Source organism: Micromonospora sp. WMMA1947, from assembly GCF_027497355.1.
In the GTDB taxonomy this organism is placed as follows: Bacteria; Actinomycetota; Actinomycetes; order Mycobacteriales; family Micromonosporaceae; genus Micromonospora.
Window position 1 is genome coordinate 677,267 of the sequence record NZ_CP114909.1, and the last position, 12,319, is coordinate 689,585.

The 12,319-nt window shown below is 75.2% G+C and carries 10 protein-coding genes; 1 reads left to right on the forward strand and 9 read right to left on the reverse strand.

Annotated features, from left to right (window positions below; genetic code table 11):
- Positions 1–73: 73 nt before the first annotated feature.
- Together O7604_RS03185 and ligA are read right to left on the reverse strand one after the other, a co-directional pair.
- Positions 74–2,623: an EAL domain-containing protein gene (locus tag O7604_RS03185; RefSeq protein WP_281578809.1), complete on the reverse strand. Its 2,550-nt coding sequence runs from the start codon at positions 2,621–2,623 to the stop codon at positions 74–76.
- A 151-nt stretch (positions 2,624–2,774) separates the two neighbouring features.
- Positions 2,775–4,910 carry an NAD-dependent DNA ligase LigA gene (gene ligA / locus O7604_RS03190; RefSeq protein WP_269701635.1) on the reverse strand — a complete coding sequence of 712 codons (2,136 nt, stop codon included), beginning with the start codon at positions 4,908–4,910 and terminating at the stop codon, positions 2,775–2,777.
- A 200-nt stretch (positions 4,911–5,110) separates the two neighbouring features.
- On the opposite strand from ligA, the gene O7604_RS03195 reads away from it, so the two are divergent.
- Entirely contained in the window at positions 5,111–5,719 is a 609-nt protein-coding gene (locus O7604_RS03195) for a type II toxin-antitoxin system PemK/MazF family toxin (protein WP_281578810.1), read from the forward strand.
- A 12-nt stretch (positions 5,720–5,731) separates the two neighbouring features.
- Here the strand turns inward: O7604_RS03195 and O7604_RS03200 are convergent, their stop codons facing one another.
- The 7 genes from O7604_RS03200 to O7604_RS03230 all read right to left on the reverse strand — a co-directional run bounded on the left by O7604_RS03200 (position 5,732) and on the right by O7604_RS03230 (position 12,134).
- Complete coding sequence (locus O7604_RS03200; RefSeq protein WP_281578811.1) at positions 5,732–6,784, reverse strand: ADP-ribosylglycohydrolase family protein; 1,053 nt, start codon at positions 6,782–6,784, stop codon at positions 5,732–5,734.
- Positions 6,785–6,810: 26 nt separating this feature from the next.
- A complete protein-coding gene (locus tag O7604_RS03205) occupies positions 6,811–7,179 on the reverse strand; it encodes a VOC family protein (protein WP_174536666.1) in 369 nt (122 codons plus the stop codon).
- Positions 7,180–7,216: 37 nt separating this feature from the next.
- Positions 7,217–8,221, reverse strand: a complete 1,005-nt coding sequence (locus tag O7604_RS03210; RefSeq protein ID WP_281578812.1) for a methionine synthase — start codon at positions 8,219–8,221, stop codon at positions 7,217–7,219.
- Positions 8,222–8,251: 30 nt separating this feature from the next.
- Positions 8,252–9,328, reverse strand: coding sequence for a tRNA 2-thiouridine(34) synthase MnmA (gene mnmA, locus O7604_RS03215; protein WP_281578813.1), 1,077 nt, complete (start codon positions 9,326–9,328; stop codon positions 8,252–8,254).
- Between the two features lie 37 nt (positions 9,329–9,365).
- The gene (locus tag O7604_RS03220) at positions 9,366–10,541 is read right to left on the reverse strand and encodes a cysteine desulfurase family protein (RefSeq protein ID WP_269701644.1); all 1,176 of its coding nucleotides are present in this window, start codon (positions 10,539–10,541) and stop codon (positions 9,366–9,368) included.
- A 97-nt stretch (positions 10,542–10,638) separates the two neighbouring features.
- Positions 10,639–11,304, reverse strand: a complete 666-nt coding sequence (locus O7604_RS03225; protein ID WP_281578814.1) for a class F sortase — start codon at positions 11,302–11,304, stop codon at positions 10,639–10,641.
- Positions 11,301–12,134 (reverse strand): DUF4397 domain-containing protein, encoded by an 834-nt coding sequence (locus O7604_RS03230; RefSeq protein ID WP_281578815.1) that lies wholly within the window; start codon positions 12,132–12,134, stop codon positions 11,301–11,303. The genes O7604_RS03225 and O7604_RS03230 overlap by 4 nt, the downstream gene beginning before the upstream one ends.
- Positions 12,135–12,319 lie beyond the last annotated feature (185 nt).

Below are 12,319 nucleotides of genomic sequence, written 5' to 3' on the forward strand. Positions count from 1 at the left end.
TGCGGTGGGCCGCCCGCGCGTACGGGCGTACTCGATGACGCGCGGTGACCGGAGCGAGTCTATTGTCCCGCCGTCACGACGACGCCTTCGACTCCCCCTCCGGCGCCGGACCGCTGCGGCTCCCCGCCTCCGCCGGGCGCACCGGACGGTAGCGGGACAGCCAGGCCACCAGGTCCTCGGCCGGCATCGGCCGGGCGTGGAACCAGCCCTGCGCCACGTCGCACCCGGCCGCGTGCAGCAGCCGCCAGGTGCGCTCGTCCTCCACGCCCTCGGCCACCACCCGCAGCCCGAGCGCGCCGGCCAGCTCGATCATCGAGCGGACGATCGCCGCGTCGTCCGGGTCGTCGGCCATCCCCAGGACGAACGACCGGTCCACCTTCACCTCGGACAGCGGCAGCCGGCGCAGGTGCTGCAGCGAGGAGTAGCCGGTGCCGAAGTCGTCCAGCGCGATGCCGACGCCGATCCGGTGCAACTGGGTGATGCTGGCGAGCACCCGCCGCGGGTCGGCCATCAGCGCGCCCTCGGTGATCTCCACCTGGAGGCGCTCCGGCGGCACGCCGTACCGGGTCAGCCGGTCGGCGATCTGGTCGGCGATCTCGCCGGTGTGCAGGTCACGGACGCTGACGTTGAGCGCGGCCCGCAGCGCCAGCCCGGCCGCCGACCACTTGGCGAGCTGCTCCACCACGTCGTCCACCACGCGGCGGGTGAGCAGCCGCATCACCGCGCTCTGCTCGGCGACCTGGATCAGCTCGCCCGGGTCGACCATGCCCCGGCGCGGGTGCCGCCAGCGCAGCAGCGCCTCGACGCCCACCACCTCGCCGGTCGCGATGGCGATCTGCGGCTGGTAGTACATGGTGATCTCGCCCGGGTGCCCGGCCTGGTCGTCCGGCCCGGCCGCCGTGGAGTTCCCGTCGGCGGTCGGCCCGATGACGCCCGGCGCGCCGGTGCTCACAGCAGCCTCGGTGTCGTGGGTGACGTCCCCGTCGGCGGTCCCGGCGGCCGGCGTGAACTCCGCCTCGCCGACCACGAGCGGGCCCGCGACCGGTCCGGCCCCGGCGTGGGCGGCCCGGCGGCGGATCGGGTCGGCGCCGGTGAGGATCCGCTCGATCAGGTCGTCGTCGTGCCGCTCCTCGGCCCGGTCCCGGCGGCGCCGCAGCCACCGGTTCGGCCCGTCGCCTGACCGCCGGCCGCCTCGGCCGCCGTCGCGCGCCGGGCGCTGGTTGCGGGCCGGGCGGTCGGCCCGGACCGGCAGCGCGGGCTCCAGCGCGGCGCCGTCACCCCCGCGTACGCCCACCGTCTCCCCGCCCTGCGCGGACGGGCCGGACTCCAGCACCCGGCGCAGGTCGGCCAGCAGGCTCAGCCGCTCGGCCGAGTTGTGGTCGGACTCCGGCGCGTAGACGGCCACGGTGTCGTTGCGGTGCTTCGCGTCGTACATGGCCACGTCGGCGTGGCGCATCAGGGTGGCGAAATCCTCGCCGTGGTCGGGGTAGAGGGCGATGCCGATGGCGCCGCCCACGTCCAGCGGCAACCCGTCCAGGGGCACCGGCTCGGCGAGCGCGGCGACCACCCGGTCGGCCCGCTCGCGCGCCTGGTCGATGTCGGTGAGCCGGGGTACGACGATGGCGAACTCGTCGCCGCCGAGCCGCGCCACCAGGTCGCCGCCGTCGACCGCGCCCATCAGCCGGGCGCTCACCTCGACCAGCAGGCGATCCCCCACCGCGTGCCCGAGCGCGTCGTTGACGTGCTTGAACCGGTCGAGGTCGAGCAGCAGCAGCGCCACGTGCGCGTCCGGCGCGCCCCGGGCGGCCCGCTCGCCGTGCAGGTGCACCTGCTCGGCCACCTCGGTCAGCAGCGCCTTGCGGTTGGGCAGCCCGGTGAGCGGGTCCAGGTCGGCGAGCTGTTCCCGTTCGTCGGAGAGCCGGGCCATCCGGTAGACGGCGAACAGCGGCACCAGCACCAGCGGGATCAGTGCCGCGCTGGCCCGGGCCGCGGCCACCAGCACCGGCGCGAGCAGCAGCAGCGAACCGGTGGACAGCAGCTCGTAGGCGAGGCCGCTGCGGACGCTCGGCCACCACCGGTCGCCGAAACGCAGCCGGACGGCGGAGCTGACCAGCCCGTAGTTGACCACGAACCAGGCGAGCGTCGCGCCGCCCACCGCCGCGACGTCCGTCCAGTGCAGCCGGTCGCCGTCGAACAGCTCGCCCGGCCCGAGGCGGCTGACCGCGTACGCGGCGGCGAGCGCACACGCGTACTGGGCCGCGTTGAAGCCGGTGCGCCACGGGGCGTACCCGAGTCGCCAGCCGCTCACCGCGACCGCGACGGCCTGCACCGCGACGGCCGGGCCGAAGCCCCAGCCGAGCAGGATGGCGAAGGTGAAGCAGGTCGACGGGAACACCGCCGACGTCTGCCGCCGGCCGGGCGGGACGAACGGGCGGGCGTCGCAGGCGACGGCGAGCACCGCCATGGTCCAGAACGCGGCCGGCAGCTCGCTCCACCTGTCGGCGAGCGCGACGAGCGGCCCGGCCGAGACCGCCAGGGCGACCGCGCCGATCGCGGTGACGAAGCCGAAGAACGGCCCGCTCCGCCCGGGCGGGACGGAGTTACGCGGGTCGCCGGTCTCCATCGCACCTCCCGGGGAACGTCCTGGCGCGCGCCGTCACGCGTCGTACGCCAATGAAACGCCCTCCGAGGCGATTTCCCCGACACGACAGTCACGAATCGGTCGGAGTCGTAATTAACTTGGTATCCGCCGGACGAAAGCTGTGACCAGCCTGTCAGTCCTCCACCCGGGCCACCTCGCGGGCCGCCTCCGGGCCGGAGTCGAGCAGCACGCGGAATCCGTCCTCGTCGAGGATGGGCAGTTTCAGGGTGGCGGCCTTGTCGGCCTTGGATCCGGGATTGTCGCCGACCACCACGAAACCGGTCTTCTTGGAGACCGAGCCGGTCACCTTGCCGCCCCGGGCCTGGATCGCCTCGGCCGCCTGGTCGCGGCTGAACCCGCTGAGCGTGCCGGTGACCACGACCGTGACGCCGTCGAGCGGTCGCGGCCCCTCGTCGGCGGCCTCCTCGGCCATCCGGACGCCCGCCTCGGCCCACTTGCGCACCACGTCGCGGTGCCAGTCGACGGCGAACCACTCCTTCACGCTGGCGGCGATGGTCGGGCCGACGCCGTCCACCGAGGACAGCTCCTCCTCACCGGCGGCCTCGATCGCGGCGACCGACCGGAAGTGCCGGGCGAGCGCCTGGGCGGCGGTCGGGCCGACGTGCCGGATGGACAGCGCCACCAGCACCCGCCACAGGTCGCGTTCCTTGGCCTCGGCGAGGTTGTCGAGCAGCTTGGTGGCGTTGCTGCCCAGGCTGCCGTCCTTGTTGACGAAGAACGGCGACCGGCTCAGCTGCTCGGCGTCGAGCTGGAACAGGTCGCCCTCGTTGGTGATGATCTGGGCGTCCAGCAGCGCCGCCGCGCCCTTCTCGCCGAGCACCTCGATGTCGAGCACCTTGCGGCTGGCCAGGTAGAAGACCCGCTCGCGGATCTGGCCGGGGCAGGCACGCCCGTTGGGACAGCGGATGTCGACGTCGCTCTCCTTGGCCGGCGCGAGCGGAGTGCCGCAGGCCGGGCAGGTGGTCGGCATGACGAACGGGCGGGCGTCGGCCGGGCGCAGCTCGACCACCGGGCCGAGCACCTCGGGGATCACGTCGCCGGCCTTGCGCAGCACCACCGTGTCGCCGATGAGCACGCCCTTGCGCTCGACCTCGCGGGCGTTGTGCAGGGTCGCCAGCGCGACTGTGGACCCGGCCACCCGGACCGGTTCGAGGACGGCGAACGGGGTGACCCGGCCGGTGCGCCCGACGTTGACGTCGATGTCGAGCAGCTTGGTGTTCACCTCCTCGGGCGGGTATTTGAAGGCGATCGCCCAGCGGGGCGCGCGGCTGGTCGAGCCGAGGCGACCCTGGATGGAGACCGGGTCGACCTTGACCACCACGCCGTCGATCTCGTGCTCGACGTCGTGCCGGTGCTTGCCGTAGTAGGCGATGTAGTCAGCGACACCGGCCAGGTCGTCCACCACCCGCCACCGGTCGCTGGTGGGCAGCCCCCACGCCTTGAGCGCGGCGTACGACTCGGACTGGGCGGCCGGCCGGAACCCGGTGCGCGCGCCGATGCCGTGCACCACCAGGCGCAGCGGGCGGGAGGCGGTCACCCGGGGGTCCTTCTGCCGCAGGCTGCCGGCGGCGGCGTTGCGCGGGTTGGCGAACGGCGCCTTGCCCTGCTCGACCAGGCTCGCGTTCAGGTCGGCGAACGCGGCCACCGGGAAGTAGATCTCGCCGCGCACCTCCAAGAACTCCGGCACGTCGGGGAAGTCGCCCGCCGGGGTCAGCCGGGCCGGCACGCCCTTGATGCTGCGCACGTTGGCGGTGACGTCCTCGCCGGTGCGCCCGTCGCCCCGGGTGGCGGCGCGCACCAGCCGGCCCTTGGAGTAGGTGAGGTTGATGGCGAGCCCGTCGACCTTCAGCTCGCACAGGTAGGGCACCGGGCCGCCCGCGTCCCGCTCGACCCGCTCGGACCAGGCGGCCAGTTCCTCGTCGGCGAAAGCGTTGTCGAGCGAGAGCATCCGTTCGGCGTGCGCGACCGGGGTGAAGTCGGTGGAGAAGGTGCCGCCGACCCGCTGGGTGGGCGAGTCGGGGGTGCGCAGCGCCGGGTATTCGGCCTCCAGCGCCTCCAGCTCCCGCAGCTGCTTGTCGAACTCGGCGTCGGTGACTGTCGGCGCGTCGAGGACGTAGTAGCGGTACTGGTGTTCGGTCAGCTCCTGGCTGAGCGTGGCGTGCCGCTCCCGGGCCGCCGGGGTCGGCTCGGCACCCGCCGCCGCGTCCTGGGCCGCGTCGACCGCTGGGGGAACCGCTTCTTCGGACACGCCGCCACCTTCGGACACCGCTGTCGACCTCCCGTGTTGGTGCTACCCGAGAACCGTAGCGGTCGGCTGTGACAGCCGTCCGGCCACCCGCGCCGAGCAGGGCGAACCGGCACCAGCCGCGCCATCCGGCGGGCAGGTCCCGGCCGTGCGACGATCGCGTCGGCGGTACTGGGCGACAACGGTCGGAAGGCGGGCGGCGGATGCGCGACGGGGTGATCTGGGCGCTGGTGATCGTGGCCTGCGTCGCGGCCGGGTGGCTGTGGAACGACTGGCGCCGCCGGGCGGCCGAACGCGCCGCCGGCACGCGCGGCCGGGCCGACGGGCGGCGGGGCACCGGGCGTGGCGGCCGGACCGGCACCGACCGGCCCGGCGGAGGGCGCGGCGACGAGCGGGCCGGCGGTGGACGCCGAGGTGACCGGGCCAGCACCGGGCCACGGGGTGACCGCGCCGGCGCGGCGCCGAGGCCCCGGGACGCCGGGCGGGACCGGGACGAGCCGCGGCCCGGGGAGATCTGGTGGGCCGACGTGCCGTACGCCGACGGGACCGGTTCGAAGGTGCGCCCCTGTCTGGTGCTGCGAATCGACGGCGGGGACGTCGAGGTCCTGAAGATCACCAGCCAGGACAAGTCGGACCGGGACGACCACCTGCCGATCCCGACCCGCGGCTGGGATCCCGATGCCGACCACGACAGCTACCTCGACGTGAGCGAGCCGATCGCGGTGCCGCTGGGCGCGTTCGCCGACCGGGCCGGCACCTGCGACCCGGACCTGTGGCGTGGCGTCCGCCGGCTGAGCCACCTCACCGGCTGAGCGCGGGCGGCGTCACCCCTGGCCGCGAGAGCCGCCGCCGGGCGCCTCCCCGTCGAACGCGTCGGCGAGGGCGGTGAGCTGGTCGGCGTACTCGATCCGGCCGGCCCACCCGGCGGGCCAGGCCGCCGTGCCGTACGCGGCACCGACGAACGCGCCGGCCAGCGCGGCGATGGAGTCCGAGTCACCGGCTGTGGTGGCGCCCCGGGCCAGCGCGCCGACCGGGTCGTCGGCGTGGCGCAGCGCGCAGAGCAGCGCGGTGGCGAGCGCCTCCTCGGCGATCCACCCCTCACCGGTGAGCCGGCACGGGTCGCCACCGTCGTCCGGGCGGGCCAGCGCCGCCTCCAGCCGGCCGAGCACGTGCAGGCAGTCGTCCCAGCCCCGGGCGACGAACTCGGCGGCGCTGCTCCCGCCGGGCCGCTGCCACAGGTCACCGAGCCAGTCGTCCCGGTAGACGGTGCGCTGCTCCCGGGCCCGCTCGGTGAGCAGGCCGGGCAGCTCCGGCAGCGCCACGCCGTCGCGCAGCAGCCGGACCGCGTACGCGGTCAGCTCACTGGCCGCCAGCCCGGTCGGGTGACCGTGGGTGAGCCCGGCCTGGAGCTGGGCCAGCCCGGCCATGGTGTCGAGGTCGACGTCGAGCAGCCCGACCGGGGTGACGCGCATGTTCGCGCCGCAGCCCTTGGAACCGGCGACGGTGGCCTCCTGCCAGCGGGCACCCCGGGCCAGCTCGGCGCAGGCCCGCAGGCAGGTCATCCCGGGGGCGCGATTGTTCTCCGGGCTGACCGACCAGTCGACGAAGCGCTGCCGCAGCAGCGGCTCCACCGCCTCGGCCGTGTACGCGGGCGCCTCGTGCAGCGCCCACGCCACTGCGAGCGCCATCTGGGTGTCGTCGGTGACCAGGGCCGGGTCGCCGGTCAGCTCGCGCGGACCGGCCGGGCCGTAGCGCCGGACGATCTCGGTGACGGTGAGGAACTCGGTCGGCTTGCCCAGGGCGTCGCCGTAGGCCAGGCCGAACAGCGAACCGGCGGCGCGGCCGGTGGCGGTGGAGGCGGTCACGATGGCGATCATGCCTCCGCCGCGCAAGTGGCGGAAGGTCAGTCCCAGCAGAGGCAGAACGGGTGGCCGGCCGGGTCGGCGTAGACCCGGAAGCCCTCCCCCTCACCGGGCAGCCGCCGTGCGCCGAGTGCCAGCGCCGCCTTCTCGGCCGCCTCGATGTCGTCGACTGTCACGTCGAGGTGGAACTGCTGCGGCCGGGCCGGGTCGGGCCAGTCGGGGGCACGCAGGCCGGGTGCCCGCTGGAAGGCCACCCGCGGCTGGTGCCCGGGTGGGCCGCCGAGCACCACCCACTCGTCGCCGTCGGAGTTCTCCTCCACCAGGGGCAGGCCGAGCAGCTCGGCGTAGAAGCCGGCCAGCGCGCGCGGGTCGGGACAGTCGATCACTGTGGAACGCAGTCGTCCGATCATGCCGGTCATCGTGCCCGTCGGGTACGACGGAAAAACGTCAGTCCTCGGCGAGCCGCCGGCCCGCGTCGCGGCAGGCGGTGAGCACCGCGCGGGCGTACCCCGGGGTGGCGCCGGCCAGGCCGCACGCGGGGGTGACCACCACCTGCTCGGCCAGCCGGCGGCGGGGGAAGCCGAGCTGGTCCCAGACGCGCCGCACCCGGTCGGCGACCTGGGCCGACGTCGGCGCCCGGCCGGACGGCGGCGGCAGCGTCGGCGCGGCGCCGGCGAGCAGGCCGAGCCCGGCGTCGATCGCCTCGCCGAGCGGGTCGAGGTCGGTGACGAGCGACAGGTCGAGCGCGACGCCCACCGCACCGGCGGAGCGGATCAGCTCCAGCGGTACGTCCGGCGCGCAGCAGTGCACGAGCGCCGGGGCGCCGGCCGCCTCGATCACCTCGCGCAGCAGCGCCCGCGCGACCTCGGTCTCCACCGGACGGTGGGTGCCGAAGCCGCTCTCGGTGGGCACCCGGCCGGCCAGCACCGCCGGCAGGGACGGCTCGTCGAGCTGGAGCAGCACCGAGGCGCGGGGCAGCCGCCGGGTCACCGCCTCGACGTGCCCGCGCAGCCCTTCACCGAGCGAACCGGCGAGGTCGCGTACCGCACCGGGGTCGCGCAGCATCCGGCCGCCGATCGGCAGCTCCAGCGCGGCGGCCAGGGTGAACGGCCCGGCGGCCTGGACCTTGACCGGGCCGGCGTACTCCTCGGCCTGCTCGGCGAGCTGGTCGAGGTCGCGTTCCATCAGGTCGCGGGCGCGGCGCAGGTCCCGGCCGGGGCGCGGGGCGATGCGCCAGCGGGCCGCGTACAGCTCGACCGGGAGTTCGACGAGCAGACCGGCGGTGCGCCCGACGAGGTCCGCGCCCGGCCCTCGGGCGGGCAGCTCGGGCAGGTGTGGCAGGGCGGACAGCTCGCCGAGCACGATCCGCTGCGCCTCGGCGATGTCGGTGCCGGGCAGCGACCCGATCCCGGTCGCCGCGCCGGTGGGCCAGGGCCACGCCTGCTCAGTCACGGCCGCAGCCTATCCGCTGCCCGTCGCCGGTCAGGCAGCGGTGATGGTGGCCGAGCCGAGGACCACGTCTCCGGCCGGGTCCGGCCGGTAGGCCACGACCGCCTGGCCGGCGGCCACACCGCGGACCGGGCGGCGCAGCGAGGCGCGCAGGCCGTCGGCGTCCACCTCGACCGCGGCCGGCACCACGTCGCCGTGCGCCCGCAGCTGCACCTCGCACTCGACCGGCCCGTCCGGGCGCGGCCCGCCGGTCCACACCGGGCGGGTGGCGCGCACGTCCGAGACCTCCAGCGCCTCGGCCGGGCCGACGGTGACCGTGTTGGTGGTCGGGGTGATGGACAGCACGTAGCGGGGGCGGCCGTCCGGCGCCGGGCGGTCCAGGTGCAGGCCGCGCCGCTGCCCGACGGTGTACTGGTAGGCGCCGCTGTGGCTGCCCACCACCGCGCCGGTGAGCGCGTCCACCACCTGGCCCGGCGCCTCACCGAGCCGCTCCGCGAGGAAGCCGCGGGTGTCGCCGTCGGCGATGAAGCAGATGTCGTGCGAGTCGGGCTTGTCGGCCACCGCCAGGCCGCGCCGGGCGGCCTCCGCGCGTACCTCGGCCTTCGTCGAGTCGCCCAGCGGGAAGATGGACCGGTCGAGCTGCGCGCGGGTCAGCACCGCCAGCACGTACGACTGGTCCTTAGCCGCGTCGACGCTGCGCCGCAGCAGGCCGTCCGCGCCGAGCCGGGCGTGGTGGCCGGTCACCACCGCGTCGAAGCCCAGGGCCACGGCCCGGTCCAGCACCGCGGCGAACTTGATCTTCTCGTTGCAGCGCAGGCAGGGATTCGGGGTACGCCCGGCGGCGTACTCGGCCACGAAGTCGTCCACCACGTCGTCGTGGAACCGGTCGGCCATGTCCCACACGTAGAACGGGATGCCGAGCACGTCGGCGGCACGCCGGGCGTCCCGGGAGTCCTCCAGCGTGCAGCAGCCCCGGGCGCCGGTGCGGTACGTCTGCGGGTTGCGGGCCAGGGCCAGGTGCACGCCCGTCACGTCGTGCCCGGCCTCCACCGCCCGTGCCGCCGCGACGGCGGAGTCCACCCCGCCCGACATCGCCGCCAGAACCCTCACCGGCCCACTCCCCTCGTCCTCACCGAGCGTATCCGGGTCAGCGGGGCGTGCGGAGGGCGGCCGCGCGGCGGGCCCGCTCGACCGCGGCGGGCAGCGCGGCGATGAGCGCGTCCACGTCCGCGCCGGTGCTCGTGTGCCCGAGCGTGAAGCGCAGCGAGGACCGGGCCCGGTCGTCGTCGGCGCCCATCGCCAGCAGGACGTGCGAGGGCTGGGCCACCCCGGCGGAGCAGGCCGACCCGGTCGAGCAGGCGATGCCCTGGGCGTCCAGGAGCAGCAGCAGCGCGTCCCCCTCGCAGCCGGGGAAGGAGAAGTGCGCGTTGCCGGGGAGCCGGTCGGCCGGGTCGCCGTTGAAGATCACCTCGGGGACTGCCTGCCGGACCCGCTCGACCAGCTCGTCGCGGAGCGCGGCGACGCGGGCCGCGTACTCCTGCTGGCCCTTCACCGCGGCCTCGACGGCGACCGCGAACGCGACGATGCCCGCGGTATCGAGCGTCCCGGAGCGGACGTCGCGCTCCTGGCCGCCGCCGTGCAGCAGCGGGGTGGCCGCCACGTCGCGGGCCAGCAGCAGCGCGCCCACGCCGGTCGGCCCGCCGAGCTTGTGCCCGGTCACGGTGAGCGCCGACACGCCGCTGGCGGCGAAGTCGACAGGCACCTGCCCGACCGCCTGAATGGCGTCGGTGTGGAACGGCACCCCGTGCGCGGCGGCGACGGCGGCCAGCTCGGCCACCGGCTGGACGGTGCCCACCTCGTTGTTGGCCCACATGGCGGTGACCACCGCGACGCGCTCGCCGTGCTCGGCCAGCTCGGCGCGCAGGCGCTCCGGGTCGAGCCGCCCGGCCGCGTCGACCGGGAGCCAGCCGGCCTGCGCGCCCTCGTGCTCGACCAGCCAGTCCACCGCGTCCAGCACAGCGTGGTGCTCGACCGCGCTGGAGACCACCCGGACCCGGTCGGGCCGGGCGGCGCGGCGGGCCCAGAAGACGCCCTTCACGGCGAGGTTGTCGCTCTCCGTCCCGCCGCCGGTGAAGATCACCTCGGAGGGGCGGGCACCGAGCGCCGCGGCCACCCGCTCGCGGGACTCCTCCACCCGTCGCCGGGCCCGGCGACCCGCCGCGTGCAGCGAGGACGGGTTGCCGACCTCGCGGGCGACAGCGACGTACGCCTCGAGTGCCTCGTCCAGCATCGGGGTCGTCGCCGCGTGATCAAGGTATGCCATCACCGTTCAGCCTAACGGCCTGCGCGCCCGGCACCGGGGGCCGGACCGCCCCGTCCCACCCGGGGCGGTCCGGCCGCTCACGACGGAACGGCCGCGATCACGCGGGAACCGCCGTGATCACGATGTTGTCCCGGTAGCTGCGGGTCTTCGCGTCGAACGGCCCGCCGCAGGTGATCAGCGTGAGGCGGGGCTTGCCGTCGCGGGCGAAGTACCGCTCCAGCGGGATCTTCGACTTCCGGTACTCCTCCCGGGCCACCACCCGGTACGAGCGCTCCCGGCCGTCCGAGCCGGTGGCGGTGAGCTTGTCCCCCTGGCCCAGCTCGCGAAGCCGGAAGAACGCCCCCTTGCCCTGCTCGGCGCTGTCCACGTGCCCGGCGATCACCACCGAGCCGGCATCGGCCTCCAGGCCCGGGCCGTAGCGGTACCACCCGACCTGGTCCACGCTGGGCGGCACCTCGAACTCGTCGGTGCGCTCGTTGACGCCCACCGGGTTGACTGTCGCGGTGACCCGGATCGGCGGGATGCTCAGCTTCACCGGCGGCACGATCTCGCTGTCGCCGGGCAGCGTGCCCGGGTTCACCGGGACCGAGCCGCCGCCGGTCGCCGAGGCCGCCGGCGTGGGTGTGGCACTCGCCAGCGCCGTCACCTCGTCGCCGCCGACGTCCCCGGCGGGCTCGGAGCCGCACGCCACCACTGTCGCCAGGGTGAGCGCGGCGGCGCCGGCGGCCATCGCCGCCAGCGCCCCGCGGTTGCGCACCGTCACCGGCGACCGGCCCGGGCGGTTGCCGCCACCCGCGCCCCGCCGCCGACCAGGAGCAGCACGCCGGCCCCGGCCAGCACGTACCACCAGGTGTCCACGCCGGTGCCGGCCTGGCCGCCGGTGCCGCTGGGCACGCCGCCCGGCGCCGAGTGCAGGCCGTTGATGGTCTGGGCCACCACGCTCAGGTTCTTGGCCTCGGCCGAGCCGATGGCGTAGACGATGGTGGCGGTGCCCTCCTTCAGGTTCAGGTCGGCCGGGCCGATGGCGACGGTGTCGGTGCCGGCGAGCACCACGTCCGCCTTCACCGAGCCGGCGGCCACGTCCGCCTTGGCCTCCTTCGGGTTGGTCAGGTCCTCGAAGACCGGCTCGCCGCCGGCCCGCACGTCGACGGCCGGTGCGGCCGCGGTGTGCCGGACGATCAGCCGGGCCTTGCCGGCGCCCACCTTGGACACGTCGTTGACGAACGGGGTGATCTGCGGGTTTCCGTCGGCGCTCAGGTGGGCGGCGAGGCTGATGTTCGCCCCGCCCGGCACCGCGGCGTCGTCCACCTTCAGGATCGCCTTGTCGATCGCCTCGCCCGGCTTGGTCAGGGCGATGTCGTAGTCCCCCTCGGGCAGGGTGAGCGGACCGGCGACGTCGCCGGGCTTGAAGTTGTTCAGCGTCTTCTCGCCGTTGACGTACACGTCGACCGGGGTGTCCGGGATGCCGTGGACCACGGAGACCTTCGACGAGGCGGCGTAGGCGGGGCTCATGGTGGCGGCGCCGACGCCGGCGAAGGTGAGGGCGGCCACCGCGCCGCCCGCGGCGACCCGACGGAACATCGCGTACTGCATTGTCTGCCTCCTGGTGGTTGATGCTGATTCGTCAGGCCTGGCTTGCAGAACGGGTTACGCCGGCTCCGTCGCCCCCGGATGCGCCCGGATCCGATTTCTTTTTCCCGTCTCCGGACGCATCCGGCGGACCCCGCCGGGACGAAGGAGAGGTGACGAGGGTTGTGACGGACACACCGGGAGAGTGG